The 19,771-nt window shown below is 61.6% G+C and carries 14 protein-coding genes and 2 tRNA genes; 4 read left to right on the forward strand and 12 right to left on the reverse strand.

The annotated features are described in order from the left end of the window. Positions 1–2: 2 nt before the first annotated feature. The 10 genes from Q0T48_RS14990 to uvrC form a co-directional block, all read right to left on the reverse strand. Positions 3–905 carry a peptidoglycan DD-metalloendopeptidase family protein gene (locus Q0T48_RS14990; protein WP_295957583.1) on the reverse strand — a complete coding sequence of 301 codons (903 nt, stop codon included), beginning with the start codon at positions 903–905 and terminating at the stop codon, positions 3–5. Positions 906–972: 67 nt separating this feature from the next. Continuing rightward, positions 973–1,779, reverse strand: coding sequence for a protein-L-isoaspartate(D-aspartate) O-methyltransferase (locus tag Q0T48_RS14995; RefSeq protein ID WP_295957585.1), 807 nt, complete (start codon positions 1,777–1,779; stop codon positions 973–975). Next, positions 1,780–2,541 carry a 5'/3'-nucleotidase SurE gene (gene surE / locus Q0T48_RS15000; protein WP_295957587.1) on the reverse strand — a complete coding sequence of 254 codons (762 nt, stop codon included), beginning with the start codon at positions 2,539–2,541 and terminating at the stop codon, positions 1,780–1,782. A gap of 65 nt (positions 2,542–2,606) precedes the next feature. Beyond that, positions 2,607–5,105 carry an EAL domain-containing protein gene (locus Q0T48_RS15005; protein ID WP_295957589.1) on the reverse strand — a complete coding sequence of 833 codons (2,499 nt, stop codon included), beginning with the start codon at positions 5,103–5,105 and terminating at the stop codon, positions 2,607–2,609. Between the two features lie 264 nt (positions 5,106–5,369). After that, positions 5,370–5,445, reverse strand: a tRNA-His gene (locus Q0T48_RS15010). 41 nt (positions 5,446–5,486) lie between these two features. Next, positions 5,487–7,412 (reverse strand): SurA N-terminal domain-containing protein, encoded by a 1,926-nt coding sequence (locus tag Q0T48_RS15015; protein ID WP_295957590.1) that lies wholly within the window; start codon positions 7,410–7,412, stop codon positions 5,487–5,489. Between the two features lie 90 nt (positions 7,413–7,502). After that, positions 7,503–7,578: transfer RNA gene (locus Q0T48_RS15020), tRNA-Val, on the reverse strand. A 17-nt stretch (positions 7,579–7,595) separates the two neighbouring features. Then, positions 7,596–7,868 (reverse strand): HU family DNA-binding protein, encoded by a 273-nt coding sequence (locus Q0T48_RS15025; protein WP_295957592.1) that lies wholly within the window; start codon positions 7,866–7,868, stop codon positions 7,596–7,598. Between the two features lie 303 nt (positions 7,869–8,171). Then, on the reverse strand, positions 8,172–8,738 hold the full coding sequence (gene pgsA / locus Q0T48_RS15030) for a CDP-diacylglycerol--glycerol-3-phosphate 3-phosphatidyltransferase (protein ID WP_295957594.1): 567 nt from the start codon (positions 8,736–8,738) through the stop codon (positions 8,172–8,174). 34 nt (positions 8,739–8,772) lie between these two features. Continuing rightward, positions 8,773–10,761, reverse strand: coding sequence for an excinuclease ABC subunit UvrC (gene uvrC, locus Q0T48_RS15035; protein WP_295957596.1), 1,989 nt, complete (start codon positions 10,759–10,761; stop codon positions 8,773–8,775). Positions 10,762–10,807: 46 nt separating this feature from the next. Between uvrC and Q0T48_RS15040 the strand changes: the two genes are divergently transcribed. The 4 genes from Q0T48_RS15040 to Q0T48_RS15055 all read left to right on the forward strand — a co-directional run bounded on the left by Q0T48_RS15040 (position 10,808) and on the right by Q0T48_RS15055 (position 15,158). Continuing rightward, on the forward strand, positions 10,808–11,320 hold the full coding sequence (locus Q0T48_RS15040) for a YgjP-like metallopeptidase domain-containing protein (protein ID WP_295957598.1): 513 nt from the start codon (positions 10,808–10,810) through the stop codon (positions 11,318–11,320). Beyond that, the gene (gene earP / locus Q0T48_RS15045) at positions 11,320–12,432 is read left to right on the forward strand and encodes an elongation factor P maturation arginine rhamnosyltransferase EarP (RefSeq protein ID WP_295957600.1); all 1,113 of its coding nucleotides are present in this window, start codon (positions 11,320–11,322) and stop codon (positions 12,430–12,432) included. The genes Q0T48_RS15040 and earP overlap by 1 nt, the downstream gene beginning before the upstream one ends. Before the next feature lie 113 nt (positions 12,433–12,545). Next, complete coding sequence (gene efp / locus Q0T48_RS15050; protein WP_295957602.1) at positions 12,546–13,100, forward strand: elongation factor P; 555 nt, start codon at positions 12,546–12,548, stop codon at positions 13,098–13,100. A gap of 66 nt (positions 13,101–13,166) precedes the next feature. Next, positions 13,167–15,158: an ATP-dependent helicase gene (locus tag Q0T48_RS15055; protein ID WP_295957603.1), complete on the forward strand. Its 1,992-nt coding sequence runs from the start codon at positions 13,167–13,169 to the stop codon at positions 15,156–15,158. On the opposite strand, the gene Q0T48_RS15060 is transcribed toward Q0T48_RS15055, so the two are convergent. Then, positions 15,118–16,701 carry a glycosyltransferase family 39 protein gene (locus tag Q0T48_RS15060; RefSeq protein WP_295957605.1) on the reverse strand — a complete coding sequence of 528 codons (1,584 nt, stop codon included), beginning with the start codon at positions 16,699–16,701 and terminating at the stop codon, positions 15,118–15,120. The two genes, Q0T48_RS15055 and Q0T48_RS15060, sit on opposite strands and share 41 nt — an antisense overlap. Positions 16,702–16,793: 92 nt before the next feature. Further along, positions 16,794–19,637: a DUF349 domain-containing protein gene (locus tag Q0T48_RS15065; protein WP_295957606.1), complete on the reverse strand. Its 2,844-nt coding sequence runs from the start codon at positions 19,635–19,637 to the stop codon at positions 16,794–16,796. Positions 19,638–19,771: the final 134 nt, after the last annotated feature.

Here is a 19,771-nt window from a genome sequence, read left to right on the forward strand (position 1 = left end):
AGTTACCGGTTAGGCAGATATTTGGCAGGATCGACGGGCTTGCCTTGGCGGCGGATCTCGAAATGGAGTTTGACACGGTCGGTGTCGCTGCTACCCATTTCGGCGATTTTTTGGCCCTTGCGCACCGACTGGTCTTCCTTGACCAGCAGGGTCTGGTTGTGGGCGTAGGCAGTCAGGTAGGTGTTGTTGTGCTTGAGGATCAGCAGGTTGCCGTAGCCGCGCAAGCCCGCTCCAGCGTACACCACCCGGCCATCGGCAGCGGCCAGCACGGCATCTCCGGTTTTGCCGCCCAGGTCGAGGCCCTTGTTTTTGGCTTCGTCAAACCCGGCAATCAGACTGCCACTGGTAGGCCAGATGAAGGCAATGTCATCCTCGGCAGCAGCCGCTGCCGGAGCTACGGGGGTGGGAGTCACCGGTTTGGTAGCCGTACTGGCGGTAGCACTGGCGGCACTGGCCGGGCTGGAAGCAGCCGAGGCTGCCGGAGCAGGCACGGGCACCGGGGTGACAGTGCTGGAGGCGACCGGGCGGGTCGTCACGCCGGTCTCGGTCGCCACGGCATTGGGCGAAATCACGCGCAGCACCTGGCCGACTTCAATCACATTGGGGTTGTCCAGCATGTTCCAGCGAGCGATGTCTTTCCAGCTTTGGCCAGTGTCCAGGCCGATGCGGATCAGCGTATCGCCGGGCTTGACGGTGTAGTAGCCCGGCTTGCCTGCATTTTCGGCACCAGGTAGGGGTTTGGCGGGCACGGCATCGGGGGCGGTCGGCTGCGAGCGGCTGGTTCCACGGTCCTCCACAGGTGCCTTGCGCACGGCCGGACCAGAGCAAGCGCCAAGCAGCACAAACGACACCAAACCAACGACCCCAACGGCCTTATTCCAACCCGGACTGCGCAACGCGTGCATGTGTTTTTCCCTGTAAACATGAAATAACTTGCGCGGCCTGGGGTGCTTTGCACCCCGTGCGTGCAAGTTATGCAATCCCTGATTTTAGAGGGACAAAATGCACGGCTTCGAGTAACTGATGTTTCAGACCCTGGGCGGTTTTGTCCACCACCACCAGCGCCTGTTTGCCGCCGCTGGTCACCATCGGTGCCACCAACCGCCCACCCACTGCCAATTGGTCCAGCCAGGCCTGCGGAATCGCATCACCCCCGGCCGCGGCGATGATGCCCGCATACGGTGCGCCCTTGGCGTAGCCCAGCATCCCGTCGCCAAACAGCAGGTGCACATTGGGCAGGCGAAAGTGCCGCAAATTGGCCCGGGCCTTGTCGTGCAGGCCGCGCAGGCGCTCGATGCTGTAGACCTCGCGGGCCAGCACGGCCAGCACCGCCGCCTGGTAGCCGCAGCCGGTGCCGATCTCCAGCACCCGGCCCAGTTGCCCGGCCTTGCCCAGCGCCGAGTCCAGCAGCAGCTCGCCCATGCGGGCCACCACATTTGGTTTGGAGATGGTCTGGCCCAGGCCAATCGGCAGGCTGGTGTCTTCGTAGGCCTGGTTGACCAGGGCAGTATCGACAAAGCGGTGCCGCTCCACTTGGCCCATGGCGCGAAGCACCGGGGCCGACACAATGCCCATGGCCGACAACTTGTGCACCATGCGGGCGCGCACGGCATCCGAGTCCATGCCATGGCCTGCTGTTGGCGTTATTTCTAAGACTTTTAGTGCTCTAGCGCTTGCTCCACCTACACTACCAGCTACTGTTTTAGTAGCAAGTGTCTTGGCAGATGGCGCACCGCTTGAAAAATCCAGCCGGGCCGGAAACGGGGGCCGCTGTGCCATTCAGGCCGCCGCCAGGCGGGATGCCGTTTGCGCCCAGTAACCCAGGTTGTCATGGTCGGTCAGGTCTACTTTCAGCGGGGTCATGGTGACGTGGCCCTGTAGGCTGGCGTGGAAGTCGGTGCCCTCAGCATCGTCTTTGGCGGCCCCGGCGCTGCCGATCCAGTACATGGTGTCGCCGCGCGGGCTGTCCATGGTGATAACTTTTTCGGCCGTGTGGCGGCGGCCCAGGCGGCAGACCTTCAAGGGCTTGATCTGCTCCAGCGGCAGGTTGGGAATATTCACATTAAGCAGCCACGGTGGCGCGCCCTCGTGCTGTTGCCGGATCAGGCGCAGCACCAGGTCGCGCGCAGTCTGGGCCGCGGCATCCAGGTGGGCCCAGCCGCCCTGGGTTTGTGAAAACGCAATCGCTGGAATGCCAAACAGATAGCCCTCCATGGCCGCGCCCACGGTGCCTGAGTAAATGGTGTCGTCGCCCATGTTGGCGCCGTTGTTGATGCCCGAGATCACCAGGTCTGGCCGGTAGCCCAGCAGGCCGGTCAGCGCGATGTGCACGCAGTCGGCCGGGGTGCCGTTCACATACCGAAAACCGTTGGCCGCCCGGTGCACATACAAAGGGGCGTACAGGGTGAGCGCGTTGGACTTGGCGCTGTTGTTGTGCTCGGGCGCGACCACCTCGACCTCGGCTACGTCTTTCAGCGCTTCATATAGCGCAACGATGCCGGGAGCCTGGTAACCGTCGTCATTGGAAATCAAAATTTTCATAGAACATGCCAAAGTGTTACGGGATTGTAGGGGCCGGGTTACAGCCCCCACCCTTAGATGCAACACTATGTTGGCGCGACCACCAACCCCTGCTGCGAGGCAAACACCTCGGGCCGCAGCGGGCGGGCAAAGTGGTAGCCCTGGGCGTAGGTGCATTGCAGGTGGCGTAAGCGTTGGGCGATTTCTTCGGTTTCCACCCCCTCGGCCAGCACGCTCAGACCCAGGCTCAGGGCCAAAGAAATAATGCCTCGCACGATGGCAGTATTGTCCGGGTCATCAATCAAATCGCGCACAAACGACTGGTCAATCTTGATTTTGTCGAACTTGATGCGGCGCAGATAAGCAAAGCTGGAGTAACCGGTGCCAAAGTCGTCAATCGACAGTTTTACACCCAGCGCTTGCAGACGGCGCAACACGGCCGTCACGGCTTCACCGTCGTGCAGCAGCACGCTTTCGGTCAGCTCCAGCTCCAGCCGGTCGGGGGCGATACCAGATATTTCCAGCGCCGCCTCCACCTGCTTGAGCACCACGCCGCGCTGGAACTGGCGGGCCGACAGATTCACCGCCATGATCAGCTCGGGCTGGCCCGCGTCGTGCCAGGCGCGCAGCTGCAAGGCGGCGGTTTTCAGCACCCAGCCGCCCAGGGCTTCGATCAGCCCGCAATCTTCGGCAATCGGGATAAATATGCCGGGGGGAATCGCGCCGCGCTCCGGGTGGTCCCAGCGGCACAAGGCTTCGGCTCCCACCACACGCCCGCTGGGCAAATGGATCAGCGGCTGGTATTCCAGGCGCAAGGCATTGTTTTCAATCGCCAGGCGCAAGGCGGACTCCAGCCGCAGCCGCTCCAGCGCCGCCTCGTTCATGGTGGCATTGGCAAACTGGTAAGTACCACGCCCACCGCGCTTGGCCGCATACAAGGCCGAGTCAGCGCGGCCAAACAAGGCATCAAACTGGTCGCCATCGGCTGGAAACATGGCGATTCCGGCGGAGATAGACACATTTACCGGCATATCGGCCAAAATCATGGGCTGGCCCACGGCATCCATCAAGGCCGTCACCATGTGGGCGGCATCGGCAGTACCCTGCACATTGCGCAGCAAAATCAAAAATTCATCGCCACTCAAACGCCCCACCACCGAGCGCTCGTCCGCAAACTGGCTCAACCTCAGGCCCACTTCGCGCAGCATCTGGTCACCCGCGGCATGGCCTAGTGAATCATTCAGGGTTTTGAAATTGTCCACGTCAATGACAATCATGGCCACCTGTTCGTGGGTGGTCTTGGCGTGCTTGAGCACCAAGGTAGAGCGCAAAGCCACGTGGGCACGGTTGGGCAGGCCAGTGATCACGTCCTGGCTGGACAAGTAGGCAATTTTTTCTTCCGCCGCCTTGCGCGAGCTCAGGTCGGAAAAAGCCGCAACGTAGTGCGTCACTTCGCCGTGGGCACGCTGGTGCAGGGCCGACAGGCTGAGCCATTGGGGATATACCTCACCGTTTTTTCGGCGGTTCCATATCTCACCCGTCCAGCGCCCCTCTTCGGCCAAAACCTTCCACATCTGCTGGAAAAATGCCGCGTCGTGCTGCCCGGATGCCAGCAACTTCGGGTCACTGCCCAAGACTTCGCTGGCTTGGTAGCCGGTAATTTCGGTGAACGCTCCATTCACCATGATGATGCGATTGGATTCGTCGGTGACGATGATGCCATCGGTGCTTTGTTCCAGCACCCGGCCCGCCAGTTCCAGCTTGGTGGCCGCGATGCGCTGGTCAGTGATGTCCCGCCGCACCATCAGCAAGTGCATGCGCTGGCCCCTGCGCCCGAAGGTGGGCACCCGGATCACGTCCAGCCAGCGCAAATTGCCCTGACCGTCGTCAGCCACTTCCTGCATGTGCGATGCCTGACCCGATTGCCAGGTGGCCTCGTCGGTCAAGGCCCATTGGCGCAAGCCTTCACCTTGGGGGTGGTCGCGGTCGGCAATTTCCAAGTTGGTGTAGCCGTAAGCATCTTGCTCGGTCAAACCCAGCACAGCACGCGCGGCGGGGTTGGTCAACAGCCAACGCCCTTCGCCGTCTTTGAGGTAAACCATGTCGGGCAGGTGCCGAAACACCGAGCCCAGCAGTTTGTCGCGGTCGCGCAGCAGGCGGTCTGACTCGGAACGGGCTGTAACATCCAGCCCTACACACCACACCACATCCGGCTGGGTCACGGTACGCAAACCGTCAATACTGGACCAAGCGATGCGCCGCTTGTCACCCGACTTGGTAGTCAGCGTCCATTCAACATCCCTGAAACTGGCACCCAACTCTACAAAATCGGCCAGCTTGCGCGACAAATAAGAGGGTTCCGGGTAGAGCCACTGCAGGGCTTCGGGGTGCTCCACCAGTTCGTCGCTTCCGTAGCCCGAAACAGATTCGCACTCGCGGTTCCAATAAGTAATGGTTCGGCGATCGCGCAAATCCATGGCGCTGACCAGAACCGGCAAACCGTCCAACACCGCCAAAATTTGCGGTGACACCGTACCACCCAGCAACGCCGCGCCCCTCCCAGCCAGGAGCGCACGCAAATTCATGGGGTCATCACCCAAAGAGGTACGGTCACCGCGGGGGTCGGAGCGCTTGGTTTCCACACAGGGTTCCTACAGGTCAACGGGGTCAGGTAATGAGAACGTCTTCAAAACTGTATGCGATGCAGCTAGCCATATTAGTACATGCCGATCTACCTTTTAAAAGGGTCAGAAAAGTACCAGCGTGGACATGGCGAAGCCCCATTTTGCGGCCAATAAAAAAGGGCGCTACCTGGTAGATAGCGCCCTGCATTTAGACTGGCATATGAATGGGGTGGCTGAAGGGGCTCGAACCCTCGACAACAGGAATCACAATCCTGGACTCTACCAACTGAGCTACAGCCACCGTAACTTCATATTATAGCCTGAATTTCTTCATTTAAGCGCTTATCCCGCATCAATACCGGTTTTAGCCACCGGTTTGGCCACGTTGATTTTCACCTTGAAGCGTTCTTTGAGGGTGTTGTAGTAGGCACGGCTCTCGGCACCGGCCCAACCCTGGCTGTATTGCTCACGGCCTTGTTTGAGCTGAGCCTCTACTGGCACATCGCGCGGTATCGGTTTGTTAATTCTGACGATAGCGTAACCTTGCTCACCCAGATCCGTTCCTACCCAGGCAGGCACGTTGGCAAGGTCGGCCCGCAAGGCCGCATTGACCACCTGCACAGGCTGTTGCTGGGCGTTTTCGCGCGACACCACCAAAGGAGCGGACAGTACGGCGGCTCCTGGATTGGCCTTCCAGGCCGCCAGTTTTTCCAGGCCTTCTTTTTTAGCCAGCTCGTTCGCGCGCGCGCCCACCACCCGTAACCGCACCTGGCCTTTAACCTCGGCGAAAGGCAGGGTGTGTGCCGGAGTGTACTGGGTGATGCGCCCAGACACCAACTGGTTGGGCGCGGTTTCTACCGCTTCGGTATTGCGCTTTTTCTCGATCGAATCAGAGGAGAAGATGGCATTCAGAAACTTGGCACTGGCCAACACACCTTTGGCACCAGGGGCCGGGGTACGCGACAGCGATGCGGTCTGGACGTTTAATTTAAGGCGATCTGCAATCGGCTTGAGGCTATCGGCTTGTTCGTAGACACCGTTGGTAAACGCATCGGCTGCTTCGGCAAACTTGGCTGGGGCTTGTTGGCTCTTCAAGTCAGCTTCAAGTTCCGGCCGCATCTCTTCAAAGCTGCGCTGCTTGGGTGCACGAATGTCGGTCAACTGGATGATGTGGTAGCCAAAATCAGACTCCACGATGCCGCTGATATCCCCCTTCTTCAGGGAGAAGGCAACATCTTCAAACGGCTTGACCATAGCACCACGGCCGAAATAATCCAGGTCGCCGCCGTTGACGGCCGAGCCGGTGTCCTGCGAGTTCTTTTTGGCCACTTCGGCGAAACTGACCGGATTCTTCTTGACCAGGGCCAGCAGCTCTTCGGCTTTGGCATGGGCTTTTTTGCGGTCATCGGTCGAAGCATCCTTGGGCGCATTGACCAGGATATGGCTGGCGCGGCGCTCTTCCTTGCCTGCCAGGCGATCGGCATTCTCTTTGAAATAGGTTTTCAGGTCCTGCTCGTTGGGTTGGATGCCTTTCTTCACGGCATCCAGGTCCAGCACGGCGTATTCGATCGTCGCCTGCTCCGGTGCCTGGAACAGCGCCGAATGGTCTTTGTACCAGGCTTCCAACTCGGCATCGGTCGGATTAATCTTGGCAGCGAAATCAGCAGTCTTGAATACGGCAACCTGCACTTCGCGCTTCTCAAACAGGGCATTCAGCGCGACATCGGCCTCTGCACCCGAACTGAACGCGGTACCCGCCACGCCCGCCACCACCTGACGTTGCGACAAGTCGGTGCGTACCCGGGCTTCAAACATAGCCAGAGTCATATTCTGGGCGGCCAGCAACTGGCTGTAACGCGCCATATCGAGCGAGCCGTCGGGATTACGCAGCGATGCGATAGTCGGGTCTTCTTGCAGGCTGCGGGCCAAGCGGCTGTCGCTGGTGACCAAATGGAACTTGTCGGCAGCGGCAGCCAGTACACGCTGCTGTACCAGGTTTTCCAGCGTGGCGTAGCGCGCCTCGGGCGAATCCAACAGCTTGGGGTCGGTGCCCGGTTGGGCGGCCATGATGCGCTGCACTTCATTGCGGTGCGCGTTATCCCAATCCGTCTGTTTGATATCTTGCCCAGCCACCTTAGCAACCGTGCTGCCGCCTTCGTTGAATCGCTGGAAGCTTTCCTTGCCTCCCACCAAAATGAAGGCGGGAATGATCAGCAAGAACATCAAGCCCATCATGATCTTGGTGTGCTTGCGGACGAAATCAAACATGGCAGAACTCTTTTGAAAACACGATGGGCACAGGGCCCATGCTTAAAAACAAAAAAGGCGAACAATCTGTTCGCCTTTGCCGGGTGGGTGTGGTGGGTGCTGACGGGCTCGAACCGCCGACCTACGCCGTGTAAGGGCGCTGCTCTACCAACTGAGCTAAGCACCCCACCTGAAACAGAAGCCTCAGTTCAATGCATCTTTCAATGCTTTGCCTGGGCGGAATTTTGGAACCTTAGCGGCTTTGATTTTAATCGCATCGCCGGTGCGGGGATTACGCCCGGCACGTGCTGCACGCTTACCCACCGCAAAGGTGCCGAATCCTACCAGCGATACGGTACCGCCCTTTTTCAGCGTTGTTTTGACCGCACTGATGGTGGACTCCAAAGCACGTGTAGCAGCTGCTTTAGAGATATCAGCATGCTTTGCGATGTGTTCAATCAATTCCGTTTTGTTCACAAGGAGCCCCTCGCTCAAATTTATTCAGACCACGATATTCAAAATATTCTCCCCTGAATTGCAGTCTGCAGCGCGCAAAAAACAAGCCTGGGGAAAACGAAACTTTGCAGCAACCACTGCTCAGGCAATTAAAACCATGGACTTGCATGGTGTCAATCAGACAAACTGCTTTCAAGCGGCGCGGAGGCGGATTCTAGACCGTTTTTGGCCTGGTCCTCGAACCCCCGTAACACTTTTTAAATCGACCCCGCCATGCCACCAAAACGGTTCCTGGCACGCACCAGCACTGTGCAACCGACTTCTTCACTTTGTCCGCGCCCGAATTTCAGGCAGCGCTTTTTGAAGATAGTAAACCATTGACCAAATGGTCAACACAGCTGAAATCCAGATCAGCCATACACCCCACAAATGCGTATCTACCGTCCCGAACAAACGGCCGTCGTACAACAAAAACGGAATCGCCACCATCTGAGACACGGTCTTGAGCTTGCCGATCATGTGCACCGCCACGCTCTTGGACGCGCCGATCTGCGCCATCCATTCGCGCAGCGCCGAGATGGCGATCTCGCGGCCAATGATGATCAGCGCTACAAATACGTCGGCGCGGCCCAGATGCACCAGTACCAGCACGCAGGCGCAGACCAAAAACTTGTCGGCCACCGGATCCAAAAAGGCTCCAAACGACGAGGTCTGGTTCAGCTTGCGGGCCAGAAAGCCGTCCAGCCAGTCGGTGGCGGCAAACACCACGAACATCACGGTGGCAATCAGGTTGCGGCTGGGCTCGCTGATGGGCAAATAAAAAACACCAATGATCAATGGGATCGCGACAATGCGCGTCCAGGTCATGATGGTGGGGATGGTCCAAAACATGGCTTGATTGTGTCATGCCGCCAGGGCAGTCAGATCAACGCAGTGCACGGTAGATTTCTTCAGCCAAATCACGCGAAATGCCGTCAACTTTGGCGATATCGTCCACTCCGGCTGCCGCCACGCCCCGGATGCCACCAAAACGCTGCAACAGGCTGGCGCGTTTTTTCGGACCGATGCCCGCAATATCTTCCAGCTTGCTGCCGCCCACGCGAACCTTCGCGCGCTGGGCCCGCATGCCGGTAATGGCAAAACGGTGGGCCTCGTCACGGATCTGGGCCACCAGCATCAGCGCCGCCGAATCGCGGGCTAAAGTAGCTTTGGTTCGACCGTCGGCAAATACCAATTCTTCCAACCCGACCTTGCGACCCTCGCCTTTTTCCACCCCGACGATCAGCCCCAGGTCCAGCCCCAGCGACTCGAACACCGCCTTGGCCATGGACACCTGGCCCTTTCCACCATCGACCAGCACCAGGTCGGGCATGCGCCCTGCCGCAGGTTCCGCAGTCGGCTCCGTCTGCACGCCAAACTTGCTGTAGCGCCGCGTCAGCACCTGGCGCATGGCGGCGTAATCGTCGCCCGGCGTAATGCCTTCGATCTTGTAGCGCCGGTATTCCGAGTTCTGCATCTTGTGCTGCTGGAACACCACACAGGAGGCCTGGGTGGCCTCCCCGGCAGTGTGTGAAATATCGAAACACTCGATGCGCAAAGTATCCAAATCATCAGGGGCCAGGTCCAGCGCATCCACCAGCGCCCGGGTGCGAGCTTGTTGTGAGCCCTCTTCGGCCAGCAGGCGGGCCAGTTGCAAACCGGCATTTTTCTGCGCCATTTCTTGCCACACGCGGCGCTGCTCACGGGGGTTGTGCACCGCCGTGACCTTGACCCCGCTTTGCGACGACAAGGCATCCAACAAAGCCTTACCCACCGGCGCGCTGGTGATCAGGGCCGGGGGAATCGGGATGTCGATGTAGTGCTGGGCGATGAAGGCCTCCAGCACCTGCACCTCCACGGCCTGGGCGACATCTTCACCTTCCACCTCCACGCTGCCCATGAAAAAAGCGTCTTCCACGTGGGTGGGGAAATAGGCGCGATCGCCCAGGTGCCGCCCGCCACGCACCATGGCCAGATTCACGCAGGCCCGCCCGCCCTGCACCTTCACAGCCAAGATATCCACGTCCTTGTCAGACACGTTGTCCACCGACTGCTGGTGCAGCACCGTAGACAAGGCACTCATCTGGTTGCGCAACTCGGCCGCCTGCTCAAACTCCAGTTTGTCGGCGTGGGCCATCATGCGGATCTCTAGCGCTTGCAGCACCTGCTGGGTTTCGCCGTCCAGAAACTTCTCGGCGTTCAGCACATCCTGTGCGTAATCTTGCGGCGACACAAAGTTCACGCAGGGACCCGAGCAGCGCTTGATCTGGTACAGCAAACAGGGTCGGGTGCGGTTGTTAAACACCGTGTCTTCGCAGGTGCGCAGGCGGAAGACTTTTTGCAGCAGCTGGATCGACTCCTTCACCGCCCAGGCGCTGGGAAACGGGCCGAAGTAGCGATGCTTCTTCTCGACCGAACCCCGGTAGTAAGCCACGCGCGGAAAGGTCACCGCGCTGGGCTCGGCGGCGAAAGCAGGCAAGGCGGTGATCTTCAGGTAAGGGTAGCTCTTGTCGTCGCGGAACAAGATGTTGTACTTGGGGTGCAACGTCTTGATGAGGTTATTTTCCAGCAGCAGCGCCTCGGCCTCGGAGCGCACCACGGTCGTCTGCATGCGCGCAATTTTGCTGACCATGTGGCCGATGCGGGTGCCGCCGTGGTCGCGCTGGAAATAGGTGGTGACGCGCTTCTTGAGATTCTTGGCCTTGCCGACATACAGCACGGTGCCATCGGCATCGAAGTAGCGGTAGACACCCGGCAAGGCGGGCAAGGCCGCGACTTCGCTCAGCAACTGGTCAGAATGGACGGGCGCTACGGCGGGCGCATTGGGCGGCACGGCAGGAACCACAGGCGGTTCAACAGGATTAATCTCGGACATATCCCGTATTGTGGACAATCCCGGGCTGCGCTCCCCCACACTCTGCATGAATCCCCTGAAATACCTGTCCGCCTACCCGGCCCACGTCACCGCCCAGGTGCAGCAACTGCTGGCCGACGACCAACTGGGCGCGCTGCTGCTCAAAAAGTACCCGCGCGCCCACAGCGTGCGCACCGACAAAGCCTTGTTCGAGTACGTGATGGACCTCAAAACCCAGCACCTGCGCAACGCCGCGCCCATCAACAAAGTCGGCTTTGACGCCAAGCTGCACGTCTACCACCACGCGCTGGGCACCCACACCACCGTGTCGCGGGTGCAGGGCAACAAGCTCAAGGCCAAGCACGAAATCCGCATCGCCACCCTGTTCAAGGACGTGCCCGACCCGTTCCTGAAAATGATCGCTGTGCACGAGCTGGCCCACCTGAAGGAGCGCAACCACGACAAGCCCTTCTACCAGCTCTGCACCTACATGGAGCCCGACTACCACCAGCTGGAATTCGACGTGCGCCTGTACCTGACCCACATCGACGCATCCGGCAAACTGGACTGGCCGAGCTGATGCGCTGGGACATCTTCTGCGAGGTGATCGACAACTTTGGCGACATCGGCGTGTGCTGGCGGCTCAGTGCCAACCTGGCCGCGCGCGGCGTGCAGGTGCGGCTGTGGGTGGACGACCCTTCGGCCCTGGCCTGGATGGCACCCCAGGGCTGCCCCGGCGTAGAGGTGCGGCGCTGGACGCAGCCTTTGGACGTGGACACGCTGGAACCCAGCGACGTGTGGGTCGAAGCCTTCGGCTGCACTATTGCTCCTGAATTCATAGCTGCCTGCGCTTATTACACTTGCGCTAATGGCCTAAAGCCCTTATGGATCAACCTGGAATACCTGTCCGCCGAGCCCTACGTGGAACGCTGCCACGCCCTGCCCTCGCTGGTACGTGAAGGCCCGGCAGCGGGTCGGCACAAATGGTTTTTTTACCCCGGCTTTACCGCCCACACCGGTGGCCTGCTGCGTGAGGCGGACGTGGCGCAGCGGCAAGCGGACTTTGATGCAGACACCTGGCTACAAGCCCTGTGGCCCCGGTTGGAGCATGCGCACGGCGCGCCTGCGCGGCAAGCGGGCGAGCAAACCATCAGCCTGTTCTGCTACGAGCCCGCGGCCCTGGAGGGGCTACTGGAACAGCTAGCCAACACCGACACGCCCACCCGGCTACTGGTTACCACAGGCCGCGCCACGCGCGCTGTGCAGACGTTTTTTACAGATAAAAACAGGCTCCAGCGCATATTCCACATGCGCAGACAGCTATCAATTTCATACTTTCCCGCCCTGGACCAGCGCGACTTCGACCACCTGCTGTGGGCCAGCGACTGCAACCTGGTGCGCGGCGAGGACTCGCTGGTGCGTGCCATCTGGGCCGGTAAACCCTTTGTGTGGCAAATCTACCCGCAAGACGACGATGCCCACCACGCCAAGCTGGAAGCCTTTTTGGACATGGCCCAGGCCCCCGCCTCTTTACGGCAATTCCACCGGGTGTGGAATGGACTGGAAAGTAGCCCCCTGCCCCCGTTGGAATGGACCGAATGGCGCAGCAATGTGCGGGCTTTACGTGGGCAGCTACTGCAGCAAGTCGACCTGGCCACCCAGCTGCTCGATTTCAAATCCAAAACCCGTTAAAATTCAAGGCTTTGCCCAAACGGGCTGCTACCGGCAAACGCGAATGTTTTGCCCTACCCGCCGCAGACATCTTCTTTGAGAAGCATTGAGCGGCCCTCACCCCAGAAAATGCTATGAAAATCGCCCAAGATATCCGCGCTGGCAACGTCATCATGCACGGCAAAGACCCCATGGTCGTCCTGAAAACCGAATACAGCCGCGGTGGCCGCAATTCCGCCACCGTGCGCATGAAGCTCAAAAGCCTGATCGCCAACTTCAACACCGAACAAGTGTTCAAGGCCGACGACAAGCTCGACCAGGTCATTCTGGACAAGAAGGATTGCACCTACTCTTACTTTGCCGAACCCATGTACATCTGCATGGACACCGAATTCAACCAGTACGAAGTCGAAGCCGAGAACATGGGCGACGCCCTGAACTACCTGGAAGACGGCATGGAACTGGAAGTCGTGTTCTACGACGGCAAGGCCATCTCGGTTGAACTGCCCACCAGCGTGCAGCGCGAAATCACCTGGACCGAGCCCGCCGTCAAGGGCGACACGTCCGGCAAGGTGCTCAAGCCCGCCAAGATTGCCACCGGTTTTGAATTCGGCGTGCCGATCTTCGTGGCCCAAGGCGACAAGGTCGAAATCGACACCCGTACCGGCGAATACCGCAAGCGCGTCTAAACGCGGCTGACCGGCAAAAGGCTCCTTCGGGAGCCTTTTTTTATTGCGGCAAGAATATCCCCCACCATGACCTTCACCAAAACCGTCGCGCATTTCGTCCCCAAAGCCCTCACGCCCACGGCGGAGCAAGTGGCGATCCAGATAAGCCCGGCGCGGATGGCCATCGTGGAAGCCAACGCGGGCGCCGCCAAAACCACGGTGCTGGCCTTGCGCATGGCTGAGGCCTGGACGCGGGGCACCCGGGCCGGGCAGATTTTTGCGCTCACCTACACCGACGCGGCCTGTGGGGCCTTGCGCGGTGCTTTAAAGAAAATTGGCGTGCCCGCAGCCGTGGCGCAGCAGATGCGCATCCAGACCTTTGAAGCCTTCAGCACCCAGGTGCTGGCCGAGATCGAAGGCGGCCAGGTGCCGGTTTACACCGAGGCGGAACAGTTCAGCCCGGTGATCTGGGAGGCCGTGCAGCAGGTGGCAGAGCACCCCGATGCCCGCTGGCGCTCCGAGCTGCTGATGCCCACCCTGGGCGACCACGGCATGACAGACAGCTTCCTGCAGCAGGGCGAAATCCTCAAAGGCACGCTGCGCGATGTGCTGGAGCGCGATGACCAGGCCGTGTCGCCCGACTATGCCGACAGCATTGGCACCGAATACACCCAGTTCAAGATTCATTTGGCGTTCGAGCGCATCCGCTGCGCCAACCCCGAAAAGCCCGCCTTCCGCGGGCCGCAGGATGCCACCTACGACCTCGCCTGCCTGCTGCACGGCGGGGAATCGATGCGGCACACGTCCAGCTGGCCGCAGGCCGTCAAAGTGCTGGTGGTCGACGAAATGCACGACATGAACCAGGCCATGTTCATCCTGCTGCGGGCGCTGCTGGCAAGCAACCGCTGCTTCTTCTGCGGCGTGGGCGACATCGACCAGGTGATCCACAAAGCCACCGGTGCCGATGCGCAGTTCATGCGCTCGGCCCTGGAAGCGCACAGCACGCACGCCGTGCAGCGCTACCCGCTGACGCACAGCTTTCGCTTCAGCCCGGCCTTGGCCAAGCTGGCCGGTGCCGTGGCCCGCAACAAACCCTACGCCTCCCTGGCCCCCCACGCCACCAGCGTCGCGGTGCAAAGCTACACCGACAACGCCGACTGCGCCCGCCAAGTGGTGGAAGCCGCCATGCAGTGGAAGGCCCAGCCCAAGGCCAAGATGGACGCGTTCGCCGTGCTGCTGCGCCACCCGCACCAGTCGGTGCAGATCGAAAACGCCTTGATCACCGCAGGTATTGCCTACACCACCCAGGGCTTTGACAGCTATGTGCAGCGCCCCGAGGTGCTGCTGCTGCGCGGCCTGCTGGCGGTGGCCACCGACGACTTGGCCAGCATCACCGCCGAGCAGACACGCAAAAATATCCTGCGTGCCTTGGTGTTTTTTGCCGAATCGCGTATCCAGGTGGACGGCCGTGAGCACGAATCCCAGCAGGAACTGCTGGACGACGCGGTGCGCGCCGTGGCCGTAGCCCCGACGTTTTTGAAATCATTCTTTGAGAACCAGGTGCTACGCAATGCCCCGGCAAGCACCCGCCAGCGGCTGCAGGCTGCCGTTGACACCATCCGCAACCACACCGGCCCAGGCCTGCTGGCAGCCGTGCTGGCGGCCCTGCACGCACCTTCGCTGGTGCGCAACGTGCTGACCTCCACCCGCCGCCGCCTGGAAGCCGAGTCGAATCTGGCCTGGCTGGCCCAGGCGGCCGAGGGCTTTGCCAGCCCGGCCCAGTTTTTCCAGCACCTGAACGCCATCGAGCAAAAGCAGCAGACCAGCCCCAAAGATAAAGCCGCCAGCCTGCTGATCGCCAGCATCACCAGCGTCAAAGGTTTGGAATTTGATGCGGTACTGCTGCCCTACCTGGCGCAGGGCGAATTCCCCGATCCACAGGGCGATGCCGATGAAGAACTGAACACGCTGTACGTGGGTCTCACCCGCGCACGGCGTGCGCTCAGCGTGTACATCCACGCAGAGCGCCCCGGCGGGTTCAGTGGATTTTGCAAGCCCCCGGAGCCGCCGGTTCGATGATGCCCCAACGGATCACGCCAGTGGCGTGGTCGGTGGCCTCTTGCTGGGACACGGCCCAGGGCAGGTTCCACACGCCGGTATCGGTGGCTCGGGCCATCAGTGCATTCAGGGCCGGACTGTTGTCCGATGCGCCGGTGGCACCGGTGGTCTGGTTATCCAGCACCAGCGCACCGCAATCGCGCACGGCATCGGCATCCACCCACGGCGACTTGAACAGATGGCCGTCGATCAGCACGGCCACGCGCTGCGGGCTGTTGGCTACGATATTGCCGCCCAGCCAGATGTCAGACACCACCAGACGCAGCGGCGCATCGGTATGGGCCTTCCAGACCAGCATTGCGTTATGGGCCAGCACCGCACCGGGGAAGTTCGCCCGGGTTTTGCGGTGCAGGTGGTCGGCCAGCACCGTCTTGCTGACGGTCATACCCACACTCAGCACCACATGCGCGGCCACCACAAACACCAGCACCCGGCGCAGCATCTGCGGGGTGTCGACGCGGCGCACCAGCGCCATTACCAGCAGGCCGCTGCATAAGAACGCGTTGGTACCCCAGCGCGACTGCAGCTCGGTGCGGCTGGCGATGCCGTAAATGGTGGTCAGCACCAGGGGCGACAATGCCGCCACCCACAAAAACAAGCGCTCCTGGGCGGGTAGCACAGGCAACAGGCGTGCGCTGGCGATCGGGTCTACCGCTTTGCGCGGCCAAAAAACAAAGCCCAGGCAGGCCAGCAAGGGCAGCGTGCGGAAGAACTGCATCAGAGCAAACTCAAACAGGCTGCGCAGGCCCTCTAGCCAGCCGGACATAGGCTGGGCCACCGAATGGGCGTATTGGAAGGGTAAAAAGTTGGTCTTCTCCAGCCAGATGGCGTGGGGCACCAGCACCAGCACAAACACCACGGTCGCCATGGCCAGCCCCTGCCAAGTACGGCGGTGGTGCAGGCGGCGGTCCAGCAGCAGGTACAGCACCAGGCCAGCAAGCGGCAGCAAGGCCACGTACTTCACCAGCATGCCCAGCCCGGCAAACAGCCCGGTCAGCGCCCAGAGTCGCAAGTGGCCGCGCCGGGTCGCCCAGTAGAAAAACAGCGCGGTGGCCGCTTGGAACGGCAATTCCACCAGGCTGTGGTTGAAGTTGTCGCCGCCCAGGTTGTGGTAGGTCACCAGCGAGGTCAGGGCCATGGCGATCAAGGAGCGCTGCGGCGACATGAATTCGCAGCCCAGCCGCCAGGTCAGTGCCAGCGCCACCACGATGCACACCTGGGTCGCCACGAAAGGCAGCGCAATCGACGGGCCAAACACCTGCAGCAGCAGGTGCATGATCCACGACGGCATGGGCGGGTGTTTCCAATAGCCGCTTTCCATCGAAAACGACCAGATGAACTGCTCGGCCGAGTCGATCTCGGGGGCGTTGTAGGTCAGCCCGAAGGCAAAGCCCCATAACAGCACCTGGCCCACACACAAGGCCAGCACCAGATGCCAGGCCGGGCGCACCGCCAGGGCGGTTACCGCAGAACCTGGCAACGGAGCAGGTATGGGGGTGGACATAGGCGGGCAAGCTCGGTGGAGATAGCGTTCGGAGCACTCAAAGCGCCCCGAACAGGCCCTGGCGCATACCAGGGTGGATGGCGTAAGCGGGATCAGCGCTTGCTCAGCAGCACCTTCAGCACGGTCTGCATGCGGCGGGCATTGCCTGCATCAAAGCTGCTGGCCAGCACCTTGGCCGTGTCCTGCGCCCAGGTTTGGGCCGGTGGCGGGTCGTTACGCTTGGTCAGCAGTTGCAATTGCAGCATGCGGCGGGCGCTGATGTGCTCGGCGGGGGTCGGCGCTTCGGCCGCCATTTCCAGGCGCAGCAGCGCTTCGGCAGCCGCTTTGTCATCCGCCTTGGGCGCGGCGGTGATGCTTTGCGACCAGGCGGTGCGGGTGGCGGGATTGACACCCGCGCCCAGGGCCTGGGCGGAGGGCAACTGTTCGACATCGCGCTTTTCCCAGGCGGTCAGTAGGTCGGTGAGGACCTCGCCGTGGGCCTGGGCGGCCAGCTTCTTCAGGGCGTGCTGGGCATTTTCCAACGCATCACGCTGGGCGCGGAAGGCGGCATCGCCCAGGCGCGGGCCGCGGTCTTCGAATGCGGGGCGCTCGCCAAAGCGGGCACCGTCACGCGAAGGACGGTCACCGCGCTCGCTGCGGATCGGCTCGAACTTGTTGTCGCCAGGACGCGGCGCACCGCGTGGGCCGTCTTTGCGGTCGCCAAACTTGCCGCCACGGCCCGCGGCAGCAGGCTCGGCTTTTTTCATACCAGGGCGGTCGTCGCCGCGCATGGCCACTACCGGCTTGCGCACGGGTTTGGGCGGCTCGACTGGAGCGGCCTCGGCAACCGGTTCAGCTGCAGATTCGGCATCCGCTACGGTTTCAGTAGCGTCTTGCGTAGACTCTGTCTGTACTGGAGCCTGATTTTCTTCAGAAACTTCGGCAGCATCAACAACGGGCGCAGCGGCCTGTGCTTCAGCTTGCACGGCGGATTCGGCAACAGCTTCGGCCTTGTCGGCTTGCACCGCAGCCTGCGCCAGGGCCTGGCCACGCAGCGCGGCTTCCAGGCCAGTCATGGCGGTACGGATCTTTTGGGCATCGCCGGTGGCGTTGGCAGCATCCAGGGCCTTGGCGGCGTCCAACACCATGCGGTCGCGGTCGCTCAGGGCCGAGGCGGATTTTTCGCGCTCTTCGGTCTTGCGGTTGAAGGCATCGTCCAGCGGCTTGCGGAACGCGTCCCACAGCTTTTGTTCGAACTTGCGGTCCATGGGCACGCCCTGGGCCTCGGCCTGCCAGCGTTGCTGCAGGGCCTTGACGGCATCGATGCGCAGCACCGGGGCAGCGCCCAGCACCTTGGCTTCTTCGATCATGGCGTGGCGGCGGTCGACGCTGGCTTTTTGCAAATTCTCCAGCGGCGCGGCGGCCAGGCCGATGGCCTCTTTCCACAGCGGCTGCATTTCGGCAAAGGCTTTTTCGCCCAGGTGGCCGGCATCGCGCCAGCGGTCGCCAAACTGGTGCAGGATGCGGGAAAAGCCCTTCCAGTCACCGTCTTTGGCCGTCACGTTCTCGGCGGCCCAGGCCTTGACTTCTTCGATCAGGGCGACGCGCTGGGCTTTGTGGGCCACGGCATCGGTCTTGACCTTGTCCAGCCAGGCTTCCACGACCTTGTAGGCTTCGTTGCAGGCTTCGTCAAAACGCTTCCACAGTGCGTGGTTGGGCACGCCGCCTTGGTCGGTTTGCTTCCATTGCTCGCGCATCTGGCGCAGCGTGTCTTGCATCTTGCGGCCGCCCAGGGCGTGGCCTTCGGGGCGTTTCAACAAGCCCTCAGCCTTTATCAACAATTCCTCGCGCAGTTGGTCGGCGCGCCAGCGCTGCCAGCCTTCCAGCTCACCAGCGGCGGCCAGGGCGGCTTGGGCGGCGTTGCCCAGTTTGTCGTCCACCAGGCGGTTATGTTCTTTGAGGGCGTTGCGCAGGGCAGCAGCGGCACCGGCACTGGCTTTGCCATGGCCTTCGGCAACTTCTTGCTCGACCTTGGTGAGTGCGTCTTGCACGGCCTTGTTGGCGGCTTCACGCAGGGCGGGGTCCACCGGGGCCTTGGGGGCGCGGCCTGGGTTGGCGGCCCGGTCTGTTTTAGCGGTTTCCAGCGGCACACCGCGGGCTACGCGCAATTCATCGGCCCAGACATTGACGGGCGGCAAAGGTGCAGCCGCGTCGGCATCGGCCGCCACCGTGGTGGCCAACGCGCCTTGGAAAGCCTCCCACACCACCAGCAACTGGCCACGCGAGGCATCCAGCATGGTCGGGTATTTGCCGTCTACGCTACTCCAGTTGGCATCGGCAGCCAGCGCGGTGGCCTGGTCTTGCCAGTGTTGCACGTCGGTGCGCAGCACTTCCAGGGCGGTCTGGGCATCGCGCCAGGGCTTGGTGGACAGCACTTCGATACGCTGGGCCAGCAGCACAGCGGCTTCGCGTTGGACTTGCACGCGGTGTTGCAGGTCTTCGATGCCTTTGACGCGGTCGGCCAGCTGCACGCGCAGGGCGGCCAGCGGCTCTTTGCTCAGCGGCGCACCGGCTTTGGCGGCATCGCGCTGCCAGGCCATGGCATCGGCCATGTTCAGGCGTGGCAGTTCGAGCAGGGCCGTGGCCTTGCGAGCCCATTCGGCGGCGATGAGTTCGGCACCCTTGGTGCGCTTGAGTTCGTCGAGCTTTTCGCGCAGCGGCTTGGCGGCACCGCGGTCGCGCCCGTTCAGCTCCTGGAACACCTCGTGCATCTGCTCGTAGCTGGGGTTGGTGACCAGCCAGTCGCGGATGCGCTGGGCGCGCTCGCCCGCTGTGTGGGCCGAGAAAGCGCCGCCGGTCAGGGCGTCGAGCGGATGCGGTTCGTTGGATTTGGTAGTCACGGCGGGCTTTTCAGACACAGGTGCGGGCGCGGTTTTGGGATTGGAGAAACCAAACATGGATGAACTTATTCTTGGAGGTTGGCCAGCGGATCCCGGCCAGGTTTTCACCATATGGCCGGTATCCGCGAAGGGTAAATAAACAAGTGGCCCATGGGCCACAAGCGCCCTGCGGCCACTGGGGCCACATCCGG

This window comes from Rhodoferax sp. (assembly GCF_025354435.1).
GTDB lineage: Bacteria > Pseudomonadota > Gammaproteobacteria > Burkholderiales > Burkholderiaceae_C > Rhodoferax_B.

Excerpts from the sequence above, each read along its gene's own strand:
- Q0T48_RS15040 (WP_295957598.1), top strand. The coding sequence starts at position 10,808 with ATGAATCCCCTGAAATACCTGTCCGCCTACCCGGCCCACGTCACCGCC.
- Q0T48_RS15065 (WP_295957606.1), bottom strand. The coding sequence starts at position 19,637 with ATGTTTGGTTTCTCCAATCCCAAAACCGCGCCCGCACCTGTGTCTGAA.
- efp (WP_295957602.1), top strand. The coding sequence starts at position 12,546 with ATGAAAATCGCCCAAGATATCCGCGCTGGCAACGTCATCATGCACGGC.
- Q0T48_RS14995 (WP_295957585.1), bottom strand. The coding sequence starts at position 1,779 with ATGGCACAGCGGCCCCCGTTTCCGGCCCGGCTGGATTTTTCAAGCGGT.
- Q0T48_RS15005 (WP_295957589.1), bottom strand. The coding sequence starts at position 5,105 with ATGAATTTGCGTGCGCTCCTGGCTGGGAGGGGCGCGGCGTTGCTGGGT.
- Q0T48_RS14990 (WP_295957583.1), bottom strand. The coding sequence starts at position 905 with ATGCACGCGTTGCGCAGTCCGGGTTGGAATAAGGCCGTTGGGGTCGTT.
- Q0T48_RS15060 (WP_295957605.1), bottom strand. The coding sequence starts at position 16,701 with ATGTCCACCCCCATACCTGCTCCGTTGCCAGGTTCTGCGGTAACCGCC.
- surE (WP_295957587.1), bottom strand. The coding sequence starts at position 2,541 with ATGAAAATTTTGATTTCCAATGACGACGGTTACCAGGCTCCCGGCATC.
- uvrC (WP_295957596.1), bottom strand. The coding sequence starts at position 10,761 with ATGTCCGAGATTAATCCTGTTGAACCGCCTGTGGTTCCTGCCGTGCCG.
- Q0T48_RS15015 (WP_295957590.1), bottom strand. The coding sequence starts at position 7,412 with ATGTTTGATTTCGTCCGCAAGCACACCAAGATCATGATGGGCTTGATG.
- Q0T48_RS15055 (WP_295957603.1), top strand. The coding sequence starts at position 13,167 with ATGACCTTCACCAAAACCGTCGCGCATTTCGTCCCCAAAGCCCTCACG.
- earP (WP_295957600.1), top strand. The coding sequence starts at position 11,320 with ATGCGCTGGGACATCTTCTGCGAGGTGATCGACAACTTTGGCGACATC.
- pgsA (WP_295957594.1), bottom strand. The coding sequence starts at position 8,738 with ATGTTTTGGACCATCCCCACCATCATGACCTGGACGCGCATTGTCGCG.